Source organism: Sorangium sp. So ce836, from assembly GCF_028553905.1.
GTDB lineage: Bacteria > Myxococcota_A > Polyangia > Polyangiales > Polyangiaceae > Sorangium > Sorangium cellulosum_D.
This window is the reverse complement of sequence record NZ_CP102233.1, coordinates 11,680,873-11,698,683: the sequence shown is the minus strand read 5'-3', so window position 1 is coordinate 11,698,683 and position 17,811 is coordinate 11,680,873. Positions and strand designations below refer to the sequence as shown.

Genomic DNA, 17,811 nt, shown 5'->3' with positions numbered 1-17,811 from the left:
TGGGACGCGCACCGAGCGGCGGCACCGGCAGCCCTGCATCCGCCGCGGGAGCGCTGCGCCCTCGCGGCGCGCGCCGCCTTGCGCTCAGCGGTCCCAGCGTGGCCTTCCGCCTCGCGTCGCGCGGTGAGATCGTTTCGGACGAGAGGTCGCTCGAGTGAAGCTCGCTCAGACTCGCGAGGCTCGTGCCCTGGCCGTCGCCGCCGTGGCGCGAGGGCTCATCGAGCCCAACGCCCTTTGGGACATGGCCTGCCGATGGACCCTCGGCGGCGCGTCGACGCCCCAGGAGCTCTTCGAGGGGATCCTCACGCCGGAGCAGCTGGCAACGCTGCCGGAGCTGCTCGCGCAGGAGGGGCGCAGCCCGTCGGCCGCGCGCGCCCTCGCGCCGCAGTTCGAGGATCCGGACGCGCTGCGCTTCGACACGCAGCGGGAGATCGATCTGCCCGGAGAGGAGGTGGTGGCCGATTTCCCGACGCTCGCGACCTCCGCCACGCGCGCCGTGAACGCCGGCGGCAGCCGCTACGAGGTCGGCGAGGCGCTCGGGGCCGGGGGCGCCGGGAAGGTGGTGAAGGCGCGCGACCGGGAGATCGGGCGCGTGGTGGCGCTGAAGACGCTGAAGCCCGGGGCCGAGGCGGACTCCGCGGTGGGCAACCGCTTCCTGACCGAGGCGCGCATCACGGCCCAGCTCGAGCACCCGAACATCATCCCGGTCTACGACCTGGGCACGCTGCCGAACGGCCAGCCCTACTACTCGATGCGGGTCGTCAAGCGGCAGAGCCTGCAAAACGTGCTGACGAACCCCGAGCTCCGCAAGCAGTGGCCGCTCGTCCGGCTCATCGGCGCGTTCGTGCAGATCTCGCGGGCGCTCGCCTACGCGCACCGGCGAGGCGTCGCGCACCGCGACATCAAGCCGGAGAACGTGCTGCTCGGCGACTACGGCGAGGTGTACCTCGGCGACTGGGGCAACGCGAAGCTGCTCTCGAGGGCGGAGGTGAGCGAGCCGATCAGCATCGACCCGGGCGGGCAGGACTTCGGCCGGAAGCGGCACGAGGCGGTCGCGAGCGCGCTCTCGGGCACGCCCGGGTACATCGCGCCGGAGCAGATCCGCGGGGATCAGAAGCGGATCGATCACCGCGCGGACATCTTCGCGCTCGGCGTGGTGCTCTACGAGATCCTCACCGGCGAGCACCCGTTCGACGCGCCGACCGTGCTCGCTGTGATCCTCGCCACGCAGACGCGCGACCCCAAGCCGCCGCGCTCGATCTCGCCGAGCTGCCCGCTCCTGCTCGAGGACCTCTGCCTGGCGATGCTCGCGAAGGATCCCGATCAGCGGCCGCCGACCGCCGACCGCGTCGCGGCGGAGGCCGAGGCGTTCCTCGAGGGCGCCAAGGAGCGGATGCGCCGCCGCGAGGAGGCGATCAAGCTCTGCGAGCTCGCCAAGGCCCCGCTCGAGCGCGACCGGCGGCTCGACGGCGAGCGCGAGCGGCTCGTCGAGGAGGCGCGGCGGCTGCTCAAGGACGTGAAGGAGTACGAGCCGATCGAGCGCAAGCGGGCCGGCTGGCAGCTCGAGGACAGGGCGGCCGGGGTCGAGCGCGAGCAGGCGCGCGCCGCGGCCGAGGCGATCGATCTCTACACGAAGGCGCTGGCGTACGATCCGGACCTGGTCGAGGCGCGCGCCGGGCTCGCGGACCTCTACTGGTCGCGCGCGGTGCGGGCGGACCAGGAGCACCAGCACGCGGCGCGCATCTACCACGAGGCGCTCGTCGCGGAGTTCGACGTGGGCCGCTACGCCGCGCTGCTCACCGCCGACGCGGTCCTCTCGGTCGACTCGTCGCCGCCGGGCGCCAGCGTCCTCGCGTACCGGTACGTCGAGAAGGACCGCATCCTCGTGGCGAGCGACGAGCGCGCCCTCGGCCGCACCCCGCTCCGCGAGGTGCACCTCAAGCCGGGCAGCTACCTCTTCGTCCTGAAGCGCGCCGGCTACCGGGACGTGCGCTACCCGCTGCTGCTCAAGCGGGGCACCCACCACCGCGTCGAGGTGAACCTCTACACCGACGCGGAGATCGGCGAGGGGTTCGTCTACATCCCCGGCGGGACGTTCATCGCCGGCGGCGACGCGCAGGCCTACGATCCGCTCCGCCGCGCCGAGCTCCACGTCCCCGACGTCGCGATCGCGAAGTTCCCCGTCACCTTCCGCGAGTACTGCGAGTTCTTGAACGAGCTCGAGACGCGCGATCTCGATCTCGCGCTCAAGCGCGCGCCGCACGGGACGCGCGGCTCCGAGGGCTACGTCGCGCGGCCGGCCAGCGGCGGCGGGTGGGAGCCGCTGCCCACCGTGGTCGAGGGCGACGCGCAGAAGCGGTTCCCGGCCGAGGAGGGGCACCTCTGGAACCTGCCCGTCATCCTCATCGACTGGTTCGACGCCGTGGCCTACTGCCGCTTCCGGAGCGAGCGCGACGGGATCGAGGTCCGGCTCCCCACCGAGCTCGAGTGGGAGAAGGCGGCGCGCGGGACCGACGGCCGGTTCTACCCGTGGGGGGATCATTTCGATCCCACGTTCTGCCTGATGCGCTCGTCGCGGCCTTTCCTCGCGCAGCCGGAGCCGGTCGGGACGTTCCCCATCGACACCTCGCCCTACGGCGTGCGTGACATGGCGGGCGGCGTGCGCGAGTGGGTCGCCGACGTGAACGGCGAGAAATCGTGGGCGGAGACGTCGCGCGAGATCGAGTCGACCGCCGACGCCGGCAGCGACGCGCCGCCGTGGCGCATCGCCCGCTCGGGGAGCTGGGCCGCGGACTCGCAGCAGTGCAGGAGCGCGTCGCGCACCCGCTTCTTCGGGGTCACGCGGGCCCTGAACCTGTCGTTCCGGATCGCGAAGCCGCTCTCGCGCGGCCCGGGCCGCTGAGCGGGCGGCTCAGCCGTCGGGCTGCGGCGGGGGGTCGACGTACTCGACCTCGACGCCGCGGTGGGTGCGGAGCACGGTGCGCCCGGGCCGGCGATCGACGACGTAGTCGGGGCCGACGGGCACCTTGCCCATCCCGCCCGGGGTGTCGACGATCAGCTTCGGCAGCGCGATGCCGGTGAGCCGTCCCTGGAGCTGCTCCATGAGGGAGATGCCGGCCGCGAGCGGCGTGCGCAGGTGCGCCGTGCCGCGCACGGGGTCCATCTGGAGCAGGTAGTACGGGCGCACGCGCCAGCGCACGAGCCCCCGGAAGAGCGCGGCCAGCGTCGTCGCGTCGTCGTTGATGCCGCGCAGCAGCACGGTCTGGTTCATCACGGGGAAGCCGTTGTCCACCAGCCGCTTGCAGGCGCGCTCGGCGGCGGGCGTGAGCTCCTTCGGGTGGTTGAAGTGCGTCATCACCCAGAGCGGATGGTGCGGCCTGAGCGCGCGCACGAGCTCCGCGGTGATGCGCTGCGGCAGCGTGACCGGCACGCGCGTGGCGATGCGGATCGTCTCGACGCTCGGGATCTGCCGCAGCCGGGCGATCAGCCGCACGATGCGGTCCGTCGAGACGGCCAGCGGATCGCCGCCGCTCACGATGACGTCGCGCACCTCCGGGTGCGCGTCGAGGTAGGCCATGGCCGGCGCGAGGCGCTCGAGCGCCACCGCGCCGCCGCCGTCGCCGACCATGCGCGAGCGGGTGCAGAACCGGCAGTACACCGCGCAGCGATCGGTCGCGAGCAGCAGCGCGCGATCCGGGTACCGCTGCACGAGGTGGGGCGCGACCTCGTGCGCGACCTCGCCGAGAGGATCGACCAGATCTCCGGGCACCTCGGCGGCCTCGTCGGCGAGCGGCACGCACTGACGGCGGATCGGGCACGCGGGGTCGCTCTTGTCGCAGAGGCTCAGGTAATACGGGGTGACGCGGATGGGCAGCCCGGCCTTCTCGGCGCGCCGCGCGCCCGCGAGCTCGTCCGGCGTGAGCGACAGCGCCCCGTGCAGCTCGTCGGCGCTCGAGAGCGCGTGGCGCAGCTGCCATGTCCAGTCGCTATGGCGCGCCCTCGCGCGGGCCGGTCGCGCGCCCTGCTGATCGCCCGCGGCGGGCGCCGCGGGGCGCTCCGGCGGCGCGACGGCGCGGGCGCCAGCGCCGTCGTCGCTGGGCCGCCGGGTGAGCTGCGCCGGGGCGACGAGCGCGCTACTTGCCCGCATCGCTCGACGGGGGCGCGGCGCCGCCGGCCTGCTCCGGCTGCGGCGCGCTGGGCTTCGCGGGATCGGGCTGCGGCGCGCTCCCGGGCTGCGTGAGCTGCTGCGGCAGCTTCACCGAGGAGAGCGCCGCGTCGTTGATCTCGACGGGGAACTTCTTCCGCAGCTCGTCCTCGAGGGCGCGCTCCTGCTCCTGCATCTTCTGCTGGAGGAGCGCGACGCGGATCGAGCGCTCGGCCTCCGCGAGCGCGCGCCGGTGCCCGCCCGTGAGCCCGCTCAGGCGGACGACGTAGAACCGGCCGTCGGCCTCGACGAGCTCGTCGCTGACGGCCCCCACGCTGGCGATCCGGAAGACGGCCGCGCGGACCGGCTCCGGGACCTGCGGGTGGGCGCCGCGCGGATCGCCGGGCGGGCTGACGATGCCGAGCTCGCCCGCGAGATCGAGCGGCGGCGCCTTGCTCTTGTCCTTCGGCGCGCTGAGCGAGTGCTTGAGGAAGAGCTCTCCCCACGCGCTGCTGCTCCCGGCCTTCTGCGCCTCCTTGAGGACCTTCTCCCCGAGCGCCCTGTCGCCGACCACGATGGCGGAGACGCGCCTTCGCTCGGGCTCGCTGAACTTGTCGGCGTTCGCCTCGTAGTACGCGCGCACCTCGGACGCCGGGATGTCGGCCGGCGCGGGCAGGCCCTTGCGCGCCTGGGCGATCATCGCCTCGCGGAGGATCTGCCGGATCGCGTCCTCGACCGCGGCCTCCTTGTCGAGGCCGCGGCGCTTCGCTTCCAGCGCGAGCAGCTCCGCGTCGATGATCTCGCTGAGCAGCTCGCGGCGCCGCTCCTTCGTCTGGTAGCGGAGCCGATCGAACTGGTCCATTCGCTCCAGCGTCCTGCCGAAGTCGCCGAGGGTGATCACCCGGTCGCCGACCTTCGCGAGCGCGCGCGCCGACTGCTCGGCGCTGAGCCCGAGGACCGGCTCCCCCGCGTCCGCCGGGACCTGGAGGGCGGGCTCATCGCAGCTCGCGACGAGCGCGGCGAGCGAGATGGCGAGCAGGGGTCGGCGCACCGGAGCTCGGATCATTGCTGGCTCGGGGTCTAGCACGGTTTCCTCGCGGCTCGAGGGCGCGCCGGCCTGGCTCGCGCCGGCGGGCGCCTCGGTTCGTCGCCCGCGGCGGGGCGCTGCGGGCCGATCGAGCGCGCGCTCAGTCGACGATCGTGCCGATCTCCTCGCCCCTGCACACGCGGAGGATGTTGCCGCGGGTCATGAGCTTGAAGACGCGGATGGGCATCTTGTTCTCGCGGCAGAGGGTGACCGCGGTCGAGTCCATGACCCCGATCCTGTCGGCGAGGAAGCGGTCGTAGCTCAGGTGCGCGAACATCTGCGCGCCCTCGTGGCGCACGGGATCGCGGTCGTAGATGCCCTCGACCTTGGTCGCCTTGAACAGCGCCTGCGCCTGGATCTCCATCGCCCGCAGCGCCGCCGCCGTGTCGGTCGAGAAGAACGGGTTGCCCGTGCCCGCGGCGAAGATGACGATGCTGCCCTTCTCCAGGTGACGCATCGCCCTGCGGCGGATGTACGGCTCGGCGACCTGCCGGATCTCGATCGCGGTCATGACGCGCGTCGGCACGCCCGTCTTCTCGAGCGCGTCCTGCAGGGCGAGCGCGTTGATGACGGTGGCGAGCATGCCCATGTAGTCGCTCTGGGAGCGGTCCATGCCCGCGCTCGCGCCCTTCAGCCCGCGGAAGATGTTGCCTCCGCCCACGACGATCCCGATCTGCACCCCCATCCGCTGGAGCTCGGCGATCTCGCCGGCCACGTGGTGGAGCGTCTCGGGGCGTATGCCGAACCCGCCTTCTTGGCCGCAGAGCGCCTCGCCGCTCAGCTTGAGGACGATGCGACGGTATTTCAGCCCTGGGGCCGGACGGGGGGGAGGGGGAAGGAGGGAATCCTGCTCAGCGGCCACGGGGGCACCTCGTAGCCGGGACCTGCGTCGAGGGCAACGAGCAACGTGCGCCGCCGACGGGCGAGCGGAGCGATGCGGCAGCGCGCCGCGGCGCCGCAGAGCCGCGGAGCCGCCGAGCGGCATGTACCTTGCGCTGGCCGGAGCAGGGCGCTACTCTCGGCCCCCCTATGGCGCGTGTGACTGTGGAAGACTGCCTCGAGCGCGAGGAAAACCGTTTCGCTCTCGTCGTGCTTGCGGCCAACCGGACGCGGCAGCTCATGAAGGGCTCGGACGCCCTCGTGAAGACGAAGAACAAGCCTGCCGTGACCAGCCTTCGGGAGATCGCGGCGGGCAAGGTGCACTTCCACCGGAGCTCCCACGAGGTCGTGTCCGAGTGGCTCCAGCAGATGAACGCTGGCGGCCAGCGCTGAGGGCGCATCGGGCGAGCGTGCTCTCATGACGCACGCCTCCGTCGGCCCGGCTTCTCGGGGCGCTCCCGCCCGAGTGCCAGCGCTGCGCTCGATCCGTTGCTTCCTATGAAAGGTGCGGCCACGCCCAGGTCGAAGCGGCCTTCGCGCTCCGGCCAGCGTCGCGATCCGGAGCTCGATGCCGGGACGTCGGCCCACTACGAGGACCCGGCGTACTACGCGAAGACGTACGCGCGCCGGCAGGACGACGTCCGCTACTACGTCGATCTCGCCGTGGCGTCCGGTGGGCCGGTGCTCGAGTACGGCTGCGGCAACGGGCGGATCACGCTGCCCGTCGCGAGGGCGGGGGTCCGGATCACGGGCGTGGATCTGTCGGCGCCGATGCTCGGCGATCTGCGCGCGCAGCTCGGGCGGGAGCCGCGCGGCGTCTCGTCTCGCGTGAGCGTCCGGCGAGGGGACATGCGGGCGCTGCGGCTCGGGCGCCGCTTTCCGCTCGTGATCTGCCCCTTCAACGCGTTCCTGCACCTGTACACGCGCCCGGACGTCGAGCGCTTCCTCGCGCGGGCGCGCGAGCACCTGACGCCGCGGGGCGAGCTCGTCTTCGATGTGTCCATGCCCGAGCCGGCTGAGCTCGCGCGCGATCCGGATCGCGCCTACGCCACGCCGCGCTTCCGGTATCCCGACAAGGACGGCCCTGGCACGGTCGTCCGGTACACGGAGCGGTTCGACTACGACAAGGTCCGGCAGCTCCTGTTCGTGTCCATGGAGTTTTCGCCCGTCGACGGCGGCGAGCGCTGGATGACGCCGCTCGCCCATCGTCAGTTCTACCCGCAGGAGCTCGAGGCCTTGCTCCACTACAACGGCTTCGAGATCACGGCGCTCCGCAGCGACTTCTCCGCAGCGCCGCCCGACAACCAGACGAGCATGCTGCTCTATCACTGCCGGCCCCGGCGCTCTGTTCGCCCCGGCCGCGCTTGAGCGCCGAGCGGCCGCGACGCGGACGGGCGTCCAAGGGAAGACCAGGACCGCAGGTCAGCGCCAGAGCCATGCGCGATCCCGCCTCGCGGCGGCGCCGGGTCGCCGTCGCACGAGCGCACGCCGGACGTGGCAGCCGCGCGCGTCTACCAGATCGAGGGCCGCGCGCGTCGCGCGCGGATCGCGCGTCGCTCTCAGACCCCGATGTAGAGCCGGTGGGCGAAGTTGCGCTCGAGCTTGGCGCGCAGCACCTTCTCCGCCGCCGTCTCGATGTCGTACTCGACGCGCTTGAACTCGAAGCGCTTCGTCTCGCTGTCGTAGATCGTGTAGCTCGCGCGGTTGTCGTAGTCCCGCGGCTGTCCGACCGACCCGACGCTCACGATGTACTTGCGCCCCTGCTCGAGCTGGAAGTCCACCGCCGGGAGCTCCTCGACGCTGTTCGGCGTGAGCGCGAACACCTTGCAGAGGTGGGAGTGGCCGATCAACGTGATGTGACCGAGCTCGTTCCACATGGGGAGGCACTCGCGCGCCTGCTCGGGGGCGAAGATGTACTCGAACTCCTCGAGCCGGACGGGCGACCCGTGGCAGAGGTCGACGTTGATGTCCGTCAACTTCTCCTGGTACGTCAGGCTCCGGAGCCACGCGGCGTTCTCGGAGGAGAGCATCGCCGCGTGCGTGTCGAGCGCCTGCCGGGCAGCCTCGTAGTAGTACGAGTAGTCCATCCGACCTGCGACGGCCGCATCGTGGTTGCCGAGGATCGTCTTCTTGGCCACCTTCCGGACGAGGTCGGCGCACTCATTCGGCGAGCCGCCGTAACCGACCGTGTCCCCGAGGCAGTAATAGACGTCGATGCGTTCGTGGCGGTAGGACTCGAGCACAGCGCTGAGCGCCTCGTAGTTGGCGTGCGTATCGCTGAAGATCCCGAGTCTCATTTCGACGCGAGGGCGGAGCTTAGCACGATGGCCTCGACTTCCGTTAGGAATTCAAACCCGAATCCACGGCCGGGCTGGTCAGGGCGGGGCTCAGGGCGACCGGCTTTCCGGAGCAGCTTCGGCGGCCCATGCTTCCGCTGCGCCGGCACCCCCTTCGAGCTGGAGTGGGGGCCGGCGGCGTTCCATCCCAACGATCCGAACGATCCGACCCGACGACCCCGGCCTGACGACCCCGACAATCCTGAAGAAGTCACAGGAGCTGTCTGGATCGTTGCGACCACCGAGCCTGCGGAGGCGCTTGCTGAGTCGCTCCCAGCACGACCACGTTGACGAGCGGCCACCCGCACCGGAGAAGGATAGCGTGGAGCCCATGGATACCAAACAGAACGGTGCAGGGTCCTCTCCGATTTCTCCGGAGCGGCCGGCCGAGCCCGCTCCGTCCGCTGCAGCTGTCGCGCCGCCGCCGCCGGCCGTGGAGGATCTCGCCGAGGGGTGCGTGCGGTTCGTGGAGCGCGCTCTGGGTGTACGGCTTGACTATCGGCCGGAGACCCTGCCCGTGCTCGACCACTACCTGGAGCAGGCGCGTGGGGCGACGTCGGAGAGGGTCGAGGCGTTGCCGGTGGTCGCTCACATGGCGGGCGTGTACTTCGGCGAGGTCATCCGGCGCCGGCACGCGTCGTGGTGGCGCATGGACGGCGAGGACCCGACCTACTGGCAGCTGGAGTTCGAGTCCGTCTACCTCGCGTTCAGCCCGGTGCTCTTCATCCGGGAGGCGCTCACGCGCGGCCGCGCCGGCGAGGCCGCGCGCGACCTGGCCGAGGACTCGCTGAGCGGCGATCCGGCGGCGCTCGAGCTGGAGGAGGAGGACCGCGAGGCGGTCGCCGCCAGGCTCGCGGAGCTGCCGCAGGTCTCCGAGGACGAGTACTACGCCCCGTCGACGCGGCTCGAGGTGATCGACATCGCCATGGACGCGATCCGCTCGCGCCGGCTCGCGGCCGGCGAGGAGACGGACGCCGCGCTCGAGCCGGGCGACTACGAGCGCGGCGACGGCTGATCCCGGTGTCGCCGCGCGCGAGCGGCGCTCCCGCGCGCGGCGGCGTCACGAGGCGCGCCGCCGATCGCCGCGCGGCGCGTGGGACGTGCTCAGGAGGCGGCGACCGGTGATATCGTCGCCGTCGTGTTGTGGGTCTTCTTCGGGCTGTTGCTCCTCATCTCGTGGGCGGCGTACTTCACCTTCGGGCTGTCCACCGCGGTCCCGATCGCGACGAGCGTCGTCATCGCGCTCTCCGCGGTCGCGCTCTTCGTGTTCCGCCGCGTCAAGGCGGGCCGCGCCGCGTCTGCCCTGGAGCGGGCGATCGTCCAGCAGGGGGCGCAGCAGGCGCTCAACGCGCGGCCCGAGCGGCGCGCCGAGATCCAGGAGCTCCAGCGGCAGGTCCAGGGCGGCATCAGCGCGCTGAAGACCTCGAAGCTCGGCAAGGGCAAGAAGCACGGCAGCGCCGCGCTCTACTCGCTGCCCTGGTACGTCATCATCGGCCCGCCGGGGGCGGGGAAGACGACGGCGCTGAAGCACTCCGGCCTGGTCTTCCCCTACGCGCACCCGAGCAACGGCGGCGGCGTACGCGGCGTCGGCGGGACGCGGAACTGCGACTGGTGGTTCACCAACGAGGCGATCCTCCTCGACACTGCGGGGCGCTACACGACCGAGCAGGACGACCACGACGAGTGGATCGCGTTCCTGCAGATGCTCCTCAAGCACCGCGCCCGCCGTCCGCTCAACGGCATCCTCGTCGCCGTGAGCGTGACGGACGTCATCGACGCGAGCGAGCAGCACATCGAGCAGATGGGGAAGAAGCTCCGGGCGCGCATCGACGAGGTCATGACGCAGCTCCACATGGTGCTGCCCGTCTACCTCCTGTTCACCAAGTGCGATCTCATCGCGGGCTTCTCGGAGTTCTTCGGCGACATGCGCAAGAGCGACCGCGCCCAGGCGTGGGGGGCGACGTTCAAGCTGAGCGCGGACAAGGTCGACCCGGGGAGGCTCTTCGACGCCGAGTTCGACGCCCTGGCGAAGCAGATCCACGGCCGCGCGCTGAAGCGGCTCGTCATGGAGCGCAGCCGGGAGGTGCGCGAGCGCGTCTACCAGTTCCCGCTCGAGTTCTCGGGCATCCGCCGGAACCTCTCCGATCTGGTCTCGACCGTCTTCATGGTCAACGCGTTCCAGGGCACGCCCATCTTCCGCGGCTTCTACTTCACGAGCGGCACGCAAGAGGGCAGGCCGCTCGACCGTGTGCTCCAGCGCATGGGCCAGGCCATGGGCATCCGCACGCACGAGGCGGCGGCTCAGCAGAACGTGGAGTCGAAGAGCTACTTCCTCCACGACGTGTTCATGAACGTCGTCTTCCCGGACGGCGACATCGCCGCGAGGAGCGCGAGCGAGATCCGGCGCCAGCGCATCGTGCGCGGCGCGATCAGCGCGGCGGCCGCGACCCTCGGGGTCATCCTCGCGATCCCGAGCGTGGTGTCGTTCGGCAACAACCGCGAGTTCCTGCGCGCGGTCGAGGCCGACGCGCGCGCCGTGAGCGCGCTCCGGTGGGAGGACACGCGGCCGCTCTCGGACAAGCTCGCCGCCCTCAGGCCCGCGCTGGATCGGCTGCAAGAGATCGACAGGGCGCGCGAGGAGGGGCCGCCGGACGGGATGGGCTGGACGATGTTCCAGGGCGAGACGGTCTACCCCCCGCTCTTGCACGTCTACGTCGCGAGCCTCCAGAACGGCTTCGTGATCCCGTGCAAGCAGCGGCTCGAGGACCGCCTCAAGCTCGCGAAGGGAGACCACTACCTGCGCGAGCGGAACGACCTCAAGCTGTACCTGATGCTGAGCGACGTCGAGCACCTCGACGTCAACTGGGCCAAGGACAGGCTCACCTCGCTCTGGGCCGAGGTGCTCCGGCCGACGTCGAACCTCAACGAGAGCGACCTGAAGAAGCAGCTCGAGCCGCACGTCAGGTACTACCTGTCGCTCATCAAGCAGAAGAGGGTCACGCCTGTCGCGCCCAAGGCGGAGCTGGTCGCCAGCGTGCGCGCGACGCTGCAGGCCGTGCCGGTGCGGAAGCGCTACTACGACTTCTTCGTCAACTCGATCATCGAGGAGAAGTACGACGAGACGGGCGACAACAGCCGCGCGAACCGCAAGTACCCGCCGCTCACGCTGGCCGACATGTTCGCCGACCGCGCCGACGTGCTGAAGGTCATCAGCAGCAAGCAATTCGCCAAGGAGAAGCGCTGGAAAGAGGTCGACGGTCCGTACACCGAGAGGGGGCACTTCGAGGTGCTCGACAAGATCAGCCAAGGCGCCGATCTCTTGAGGGCAGAGGAGTGGGTCGTGCCGCTCGCGCCCGGAGAGAGCGCCGCGATCGACAAGGATCTGGACGGCCTCGCGGCCGACTACGACGCCCGGTACATCGCGCAGTGGACCGACTGGATGGCGGACCTGACCGTGCGGATGCCGGCCAACCTCAAGGAGGCGAAGGAGCTCTACATGGAGCTCGCCAAGCCGGACTACCCGTACCTCCGCATCCTCCGCGCGCTCGAGGACAACACGCAGTGGAAGCGGGATCGCAGCGCGATCGAGGACTCGGGCTTGCTCAAGCTAGGGAAGCAGCGCGTCGAGAGGAAGATCGAGCAGAAGACGAGGTTCAAGGTCCCCATCGACGTAAAGCTCATCCGGAACCGCCCGAGCCCGGTCCCGGACGAGTTCAAGCGGACCGTCGAGTTCGGCGTTCCCACTGCGCCGAGCGGCTCCGCGCCCATCACGGACACGCCGCTGGCGCGGTACATCTCGCTGCTCAGCTCCCTCCGCGACGAGATCCAGCGGCTCGAGGATGTGAACCCCAACGTCGACGCGCGCCTCATGGCCGAGCGGCTGGTCGAGGCGATACGGCAGGCGGACGCCCTCCTCCAGCCCTTCGACGAGCGGGCCAAGACGCTGCTCCGGCCGCTCTTGCTGACCCCGCTTCAGGTGGTGGCCGCGCGGCTGCCGCCGCTCTCGGCTACCTCCCGCTTTCCCACGGCGCCTTCGGCCGCGCCGCGCTGAGCGGCGCCGCTCAGACCTCGATGCGGATCTCGTCGCGGCCTGGCTCCACCGCGCCGGTCGCGGGGTCGAACGTGAGGACCATCTCGACCGCGTCCTCGCCGTTGTCGCTGTAGTACCGGGGGCGCACGCCCATCGCCGTGAAGCCGAGCTTCCGGTAGAGCCGGATCGCCGCCCGATTGGACCGGCGCACCTCGAGCAGGACCAGCCGCACGCGCTGCTCCTGCGCGTACTCGAGCGAGCGGCGCATCAGCGCCGTCGCGAGCCCGCGCCGCCGCGCGGTCGGGCAGGTGGCGACGTTGAGCACGTGCAGCTCGTCGGCCACGTGCCACGCGATCAGGAAGGCGAGCGCGCGCCGCTCCTCGCGCGCGACCCAGCACCGCGTCCAAGGGCGGCGCAGCTCCTCTCGCGCGGAGAACTGCGGCACGTCGAAGGCCGCGGACGCGACCGCGTCGATCTCGTCGAGCGAGGCGTCGTCGGCGGACTCGGCCGTCAGCTGGCTCAGCGAGGGCGCGCTCTTCGCCGCGTCGCGCCTCACCTCGCCACCTCCGTGGGGCAGCCGGAGACGATCTGCACCTGCCCGACCCGCCCGCTCTTGAGCTTCTGGCACGCGTCCCCGAGGAGCTCGACGACCGCGGGGGACTTCCAGCGCCAGCCGTCCTCCGGGTCGTACGGGACCAGCTCTTCGTCCAGGTAGACGTTGGTCTGCCCGTCCTCGGGCGGCGGGTCGACGAGGTCGAACTCGCAGGAGACGACGATGCTGGCGATCTTCGAGAGGACGTTGCCGAGCGTGTCGAGGTCGTCCACCTTGAAATAGAAGGGGCTCACGAACTGCGCCGTGCCGCCCGCGAGCGCCATCTGGTCGAGGACGTCTCCGTAGAACTCGCTCCCCGGGATGCCGACGACGTAGACCTCGATCCCGCTCGCCGCGAGCCGCTCGATCGCGGCGACCGTATCGTCGCGGTCGAGGCACCCTCCTGGCCCCGAGAGGCCTGACGGCGTGCAGCAGTTCTCCTGCGGGCATTGTTGCTCGATGTTGGCGATGCACTCCTCGGCGCCGCACGTCGCGGCGCTGTTGCAGTTCGGGCCGCCGTCGGTCGCGAGCACGACGATCGTCTTGCCCGGGAGCTCCACGAGGCTCGGCGTGAGCGCCGCGAGCGTCGCCGCGGTAGGCGTCCCGCCGAGCGGATCGACGCGCGTCGCCGAGCGGAACCTCGACGTCGTGGCGCCTTCCTGCGAGGCGGCGAAGGGATCCCCCGGCGTGACGGGGAACACCTCGCCGCCGGGCTTGCACGGCGCATCGGCGGTGGCGTCCAGCGGGAACACGGCGGCGCCGACGTTGATCAGCGGGCCCAGGTTGCGCACGAGGTCGACCGCCGATTCGCGCACCCTGTCGTAGCGGGTCGCGCGCGACGAGGCAGGGCTGAGCATGCTGCCCGACGCGTCGAGGACGAAGTAGAGGTTCGGCGCCTCGGCGATCGTCACCTCGTGGATCTGGTTGCCGCAGAGCCCACCCGCGTCCACGGGCGGCGGCCCGCTCGAGCCCCCGGGTCCGGGGTCGAACTCGTCCTCCGGCTCCTGCGCGCCCTGGCCGCCGCCGTTGCGTGGACGCTGCTCCTGGCCTTCGTCTTCGCAGGCGGACAGCGCCGCGCCGCCGAGCGCGAACACGGCCGCGAGGCCGCAGAGCATGCCGTGGACGCCGGCGCGCTGCTTCACGGCCGTCTTCATGGAGAGCAGCGTACCACGCCCGTTCGCACCGGCAGCGCCGGCGCGGGCGGCGCCGCGCGCGAGCTCAGGGCTCTCGGTAGAACCTGGGCACGCGGCGAGAGATGCTCGTCAGCACCTCCCAGGCGATCGTCCCCGTCAGACCGGCGATCTCTTCCGCGCTGATCGTGGCGCGCCCGAGCGGGCCGTCCTGTGTCCCGAGGAACACCACCTCGTCGCCCACGCGGGCTCCCGGCACGTCCGTCACGTCGAGCATCGTGAGATCCATCGACACGGCGCCCGCGATCGGCGCGCGCTGACCGCGCACGAGGGCCGCCCCGCGGTTCGACAGCTGGCGGCTCAGGCCGTCGGCGTACCCCATCGGCACGGTCGCCACGACGCTCTCCCGCGGCGCCTGCCAGGTGTGGCCGTAGCCGATCCTGTCGCCCCTCGCGATCGTGCGGAGCGCGACGATCTCGCTGCGCACCCGGATCACCGGTTTGAGATCGGGCGCGAGCCCCGGGCACGGCGAGATGCCGAACAGCGCGACCCCGGGTCGAACGACGTCGAGCCACGCGGCGGGGAGGCGCAGCATGGCCGCGCTGTTCGACGCGTGCCGGACCCGCGGCGCGAGGCCGAAGCTCTTCGCCCGCTGCTCGATCTCCTCGAAGCGCCTCATCTGCTCGATCGTCACGCCGAGATCGTCGGCGTCCGCGCAGGCGAGGTGGGTCATGAGCCCGTCGAGCCTCACCTCCGGGTGCTTGGCGAGCATCGCGAACACCGCCTCGATCTCCGAGCTCGCGGCGCCGAGCCGACCCATGCCGGTGTCCACCTTCAGGTGCACGCCGACGCGGCCGCGCTGCTCGAGCCGCACCACGTTCGCGAGGCGCTCGATCTGCCCGGCGTCGTAGACGACGGGCACGAGATCGCGCGCCATGATCTCCTCGAACCCCTCGCGGCGGGGGCCGTAGTAGCCGCCCATGACGAGGATGGGCAGCCGGATGCCGGCGTCCCGCAGCTCGATGGCCTCCTCCAGGAGCGCGACGCACAGACCGGGGATCCCGGTGCGCTCGAGCGTCCTCGCGACGGCCGGCGCGCCGTGCCCGTAGGCGTCGGCCTTCAGCACGCCCCAGATCTGCGGCCGCTTCGCGCCGGTCAGCGCGCGCTCCAGGACCCGCAGGTTGTGCCGCAGGTGGGCGAGGTTCACCTCCGCGCGGGTCGGCCGCACCGCGTCCGCTGGCGCCGCTCGGCGCGGCCGCAGGACCCGCACCGGGCCGGGGCTCGCTCCGAGCCCTTCGGCGGGCGACGCCGTGCCGTTGCGATCGGGAGTCGTGCTGCTGAGCTCTGTGGGCGCGTGCGAAGCGGACATCGTGTACGCGGATAGCCCTACGCTCGATCGAGGGTCAAGATTCCAGGCCATCTTGGTGCGACAAGGTGAGGCATGTTCGCAGAGCGCAGCGCCGCCGGTCAGAAGCAGCCGCGCATGCACCGCGTGTACTTGCCGGAGCACCCCTTCTCGCAGCCGGCGGTCCTGCAGTCCTGCAGGCACCCCTTCCAGCTCGCCTCGCACGCCGCGCTGCACTCCGCCCCCGGCGGCGCTGCGTCTTCGGCGGAGCTCGGCGCCGCGTCGGAGGCGCCGGCGTCCGCCTCCTCCGCGGGCGCGGCCACGTCGGTGGTCAGGAGCCTGGGCGGCGGGGCGAGCGCGCTCGTCGGCTCCGGCACGGCGGGAGCCCGGCTGCTGGGCGGGCTCCACTCGCCTTCGTCGAAGTCGCTGGCGTGGCTCAGCTGCCTCGCGCGGAGCGCGGCGTACTCGACGCGATCGCGCGTCTGCCCGAACGTGTAGAACTGGAGCCACTCGTCCCAACACGCGCGCCGCAGCGTCGGCTTGACGTCGGCCAGCGAGTCGAGCGCCATGCAGTGCTCGAAGCGTACGTCCCCCTCGTAGACCGCGTTGATGCTCGCGCCGCACGCGGTCACCGAGGCGGCGAGGCAGAGGAGGGTCCTGAACCGCACGAGCTACGAACACCGATAGCAGAAAAGCTCGGCCCCGGTGTGACCCCTGGCTCGCCGCCTCTGGTACCGCGCGGGTCGTCGGGCCGAGGTGCTCTCCGGTTGAACTTTGCCCTGCGATGCCGTACCTTGCCGCCCCTTCGCACCGGCGGCGGCGGCACGACGCCTCCGCGCCGGGCGCCTCAACGGAGCCTGTCCATGTTCCTCATGCTGTCGAAAGGTCCTCGGAAGACCACGCGCTCCAAGTCGAAGCGCTACCGGTCCAAGCTGAAGGCGAAGAACCGCAACCGGCGGAACCGCATCTACCAGCGCGCCTGATGGTTGCAGCGAGCGCGAGCGGGCCCTCACGCCTCGCTCGCCGCGCTGTGCTTCGCTCGTGGGGCTGCCCCTTGCTTAGGGGCCGCCCTTTTTCAGCTCGGTCAGCACCAGCTTCGCGACCGCCTTGAGCGTGTCGAACACGCCGACGCCGGTCCGCGCGACGCCCTCGAAGTCGGGGACGTTGGTCGGGTTGAGCAGCGCCCGGAGCTCCTCGACGGTGCCGATCTCCGGCAGGTCCCGCTTGTTGTACTGGATGACGTACGGGATCTTGTCGAGCGAGTAGCCCTGCTCGGCCAGGTTCGTGCGGAGGTTCTCCACCGACTCCTGGTTCGCCTCGATGCGACCGAGCTGCGAGTCCGCCACGAAGACCACGCCGTCGACGCCCTTCAGGATGAGCTTGCGGCTCGCGTCGTAGAAGACCTGCCCCGGCACCGTGTACAGGTGGAACCGCGTCTTGAAGCCGCGGATCTCGCCCAGCGCGAGCGGGAGGAAGTCGAAGAAGAGTGTCCGGTCGGTCTCGGTGGCGAGGGAGATCATCTTCCCCTTCGCGTCCGGGTTGGTGCGCTCATAGATGTACTGCAGGTTCGTCGTCTTGCCGCAGAGACCCGGGCCGTAATAGACGATCTTGCAGTTGATCTCGCGCGCCATGTAATTGATGAAGCTCATCGACCGCGCTCCTAGTCGTTGAAGAGGTTGTCGATGTCCTCGTCGGTGATCTCGGCGAACGGCGAGTCGGCGCCCGGCTCCTGCACCTTCTTGAGCAGCGCTTCGAAGATGTGGTTGAGCTCCTCGCTCGCCTTTCGCACCCGGAGCCTCACCAACCCGAGGCTCGACTTTGAGTCGAAGATCACCACGAGGATGACGCGGTTCCCGACCAGCTGGATGTGGATGTTCGCCTTCTCACCCTCGTGGAACTGAGTGGCGAACTCGTTCTCCTTGAGGAGCTTCGCCATGCCGCCCGTGGCGGCGATGTTCCCCGCCGTCAGCGAGGCGAGCGACGTGGTGTCGAGGTTGTCGACGTCCCCGCTCGCGGCGATCAGTTGCCCGTTCTTGTCAACGATGAAGACGACCTTCGCATTGGCGTCCTTGACGAGGCGATCCACCACGCTCTGGATCTGATTGAATTCCTCCTCGTACATCACCATCTGAGGGTTGACCATCGTTCCTCCGCCAGCGCTCTCGCGATGGGGCCCTGGGCATTGCGGGCTCTGTAGCCCTTGTCATCACCGGGCGCCGCACGTGCGGTCCCCGACCATCGTCATCCAACCGGCTTCCCGCTGTGCGG

General features: G+C 71.0%; 15 protein-coding genes. 5 read left to right on the top strand and 10 right to left on the bottom strand.

The genetic code is table 11. From position 1 onward, the window contains the following. Window positions 1-154 precede the first annotated feature (154 nt). Window positions 155-2,902: a bifunctional serine/threonine-protein kinase/formylglycine-generating enzyme family protein gene (locus tag NQZ70_RS42640; RefSeq protein ID WP_129579332.1), complete on the top strand. Its 2,748-nt coding sequence runs from the start codon at window positions 155-157 to the stop codon at window positions 2,900-2,902. Between the two features lie 9 nt (window positions 2,903-2,911). Here the strand turns inward: NQZ70_RS42640 and NQZ70_RS42635 are convergent, their stop codons facing one another. The 3 genes from NQZ70_RS42635 to pyrH all read right to left on the bottom strand — a co-directional run bounded on the left by NQZ70_RS42635 (window position 2,912) and on the right by pyrH (window position 6,093). Then, window positions 2,912-4,147 (bottom strand): KamA family radical SAM protein, encoded by a 1,236-nt coding sequence (locus tag NQZ70_RS42635; protein ID WP_129579331.1) that lies wholly within the window; start codon window positions 4,145-4,147, stop codon window positions 2,912-2,914. Next, on the bottom strand, window positions 4,134-5,195 hold the full coding sequence (locus NQZ70_RS42630; protein WP_237244570.1) for a peptidylprolyl isomerase: 1,062 nt from the start codon (window positions 5,193-5,195) through the stop codon (window positions 4,134-4,136). Before NQZ70_RS42630 ends, NQZ70_RS42635 begins: the two co-directional genes overlap by 14 nt. A gap of 136 nt (window positions 5,196-5,331) precedes the next feature. Then, entirely contained in the window at window positions 5,332-6,093 is a 762-nt protein-coding gene (gene pyrH / locus NQZ70_RS42625; protein ID WP_237244569.1) for a UMP kinase, read from the bottom strand. A 167-nt stretch (window positions 6,094-6,260) separates the two neighbouring features. Here pyrH and rpoZ point away from each other — a divergent pair, with 167 nt between their 5' ends. After that, window positions 6,261-6,503 carry a DNA-directed RNA polymerase subunit omega gene (rpoZ, locus tag NQZ70_RS42620; RefSeq protein WP_044966694.1) on the top strand — a complete coding sequence of 81 codons (243 nt, stop codon included), beginning with the start codon at window positions 6,261-6,263 and terminating at the stop codon, window positions 6,501-6,503. 105 nt (window positions 6,504-6,608) lie between these two features. Continuing rightward, window positions 6,609-7,478 (top strand): bifunctional 2-polyprenyl-6-hydroxyphenol methylase/3-demethylubiquinol 3-O-methyltransferase UbiG, encoded by an 870-nt coding sequence (locus tag NQZ70_RS42615; protein WP_129579329.1) that lies wholly within the window; start codon window positions 6,609-6,611, stop codon window positions 7,476-7,478. Window positions 7,479-7,669: 191 nt separating this feature from the next. On the opposite strand, the gene NQZ70_RS42610 is transcribed toward NQZ70_RS42615, so the two are convergent. Then, window positions 7,670-8,407: a metallophosphoesterase gene (locus tag NQZ70_RS42610; RefSeq protein ID WP_020740319.1), complete on the bottom strand. Its 738-nt coding sequence runs from the start codon at window positions 8,405-8,407 to the stop codon at window positions 7,670-7,672. Between the two features lie 370 nt (window positions 8,408-8,777). On the opposite strand from NQZ70_RS42610, the gene NQZ70_RS42605 reads away from it, so the two are divergent. Both NQZ70_RS42605 and tssM read left to right on the top strand, forming a co-directional pair. Further along, window positions 8,778-9,461: a hypothetical protein gene (locus NQZ70_RS42605; RefSeq protein ID WP_237244568.1), complete on the top strand. Its 684-nt coding sequence runs from the start codon at window positions 8,778-8,780 to the stop codon at window positions 9,459-9,461. 78 nt (window positions 9,462-9,539) lie between these two features. Next, window positions 9,540-12,497 carry a type VI secretion system membrane subunit TssM gene (gene tssM, locus NQZ70_RS42600; RefSeq protein ID WP_237244567.1) on the top strand — a complete coding sequence of 986 codons (2,958 nt, stop codon included), beginning with the start codon at window positions 9,540-9,542 and terminating at the stop codon, window positions 12,495-12,497. 10 nt (window positions 12,498-12,507) lie between these two features. On the opposite strand, the gene rimI is transcribed toward tssM, so the two are convergent. The 6 genes from rimI to NQZ70_RS42570 form a co-directional block, all read right to left on the bottom strand. After that, the gene (gene rimI / locus NQZ70_RS42595) at window positions 12,508-13,032 is read right to left on the bottom strand and encodes a ribosomal protein S18-alanine N-acetyltransferase (RefSeq protein WP_129579328.1); all 525 of its coding nucleotides are present in this window, start codon (window positions 13,030-13,032) and stop codon (window positions 12,508-12,510) included. Further along, window positions 13,029-14,222: a vWA domain-containing protein gene (locus NQZ70_RS42590; RefSeq protein ID WP_129579327.1), complete on the bottom strand. Its 1,194-nt coding sequence runs from the start codon at window positions 14,220-14,222 to the stop codon at window positions 13,029-13,031. The genes rimI and NQZ70_RS42590 overlap by 4 nt, the downstream gene beginning before the upstream one ends. Before the next feature lie 64 nt (window positions 14,223-14,286). Then, a complete protein-coding gene (alr, locus tag NQZ70_RS42585; RefSeq protein WP_237244566.1) occupies window positions 14,287-15,567 on the bottom strand; it encodes an alanine racemase in 1,281 nt (426 codons plus the stop codon). A gap of 98 nt (window positions 15,568-15,665) precedes the next feature. Next, the gene (locus NQZ70_RS42580; protein WP_129579326.1) at window positions 15,666-16,211 is read right to left on the bottom strand and encodes a hypothetical protein; all 546 of its coding nucleotides are present in this window, start codon (window positions 16,209-16,211) and stop codon (window positions 15,666-15,668) included. A gap of 390 nt (window positions 16,212-16,601) precedes the next feature. Beyond that, a complete protein-coding gene (locus NQZ70_RS42575; RefSeq protein WP_020740311.1) occupies window positions 16,602-17,192 on the bottom strand; it encodes an ATP/GTP-binding protein in 591 nt (196 codons plus the stop codon). Window positions 17,193-17,203: 11 nt separating this feature from the next. Further along, a complete protein-coding gene (locus NQZ70_RS42570; protein ID WP_012239856.1) occupies window positions 17,204-17,686 on the bottom strand; it encodes a roadblock/LC7 domain-containing protein in 483 nt (160 codons plus the stop codon). Window positions 17,687-17,811 lie beyond the last annotated feature (125 nt).

What these genes read in the sequence shown, in the direction of transcription:
- NQZ70_RS42635 (WP_129579331.1), bottom strand. Translation starts at nt 4,147, where the DNA reads ATGCGGGCAAGTAGCGCGCTCGTCGCCCCGGCGCAGCTCACCCGGCGG.
- rpoZ (WP_044966694.1), top strand. Translation starts at nt 6,261, where the DNA reads ATGGCGCGTGTGACTGTGGAAGACTGCCTCGAGCGCGAGGAAAACCGT.
- NQZ70_RS42615 (WP_129579329.1), top strand. Translation starts at nt 6,609, where the DNA reads ATGAAAGGTGCGGCCACGCCCAGGTCGAAGCGGCCTTCGCGCTCCGGC.
- NQZ70_RS42610 (WP_020740319.1), bottom strand. Translation starts at nt 8,407, where the DNA reads ATGAGACTCGGGATCTTCAGCGATACGCACGCCAACTACGAGGCGCTC.
- NQZ70_RS42605 (WP_237244568.1), top strand. Translation starts at nt 8,778, where the DNA reads ATGGATACCAAACAGAACGGTGCAGGGTCCTCTCCGATTTCTCCGGAG.
- NQZ70_RS42590 (WP_129579327.1), bottom strand. Translation starts at nt 14,222, where the DNA reads ATGAAGACGGCCGTGAAGCAGCGCGCCGGCGTCCACGGCATGCTCTGC.
- alr (WP_237244566.1), bottom strand. Translation starts at nt 15,567, where the DNA reads ATGTCCGCTTCGCACGCGCCCACAGAGCTCAGCAGCACGACTCCCGAT.
- NQZ70_RS42575 (WP_020740311.1), bottom strand. Translation starts at nt 17,192, where the DNA reads ATGAGCTTCATCAATTACATGGCGCGCGAGATCAACTGCAAGATCGTC.
- NQZ70_RS42570 (WP_012239856.1), bottom strand. Translation starts at nt 17,686, where the DNA reads ATGGTCAACCCTCAGATGGTGATGTACGAGGAGGAATTCAATCAGATC.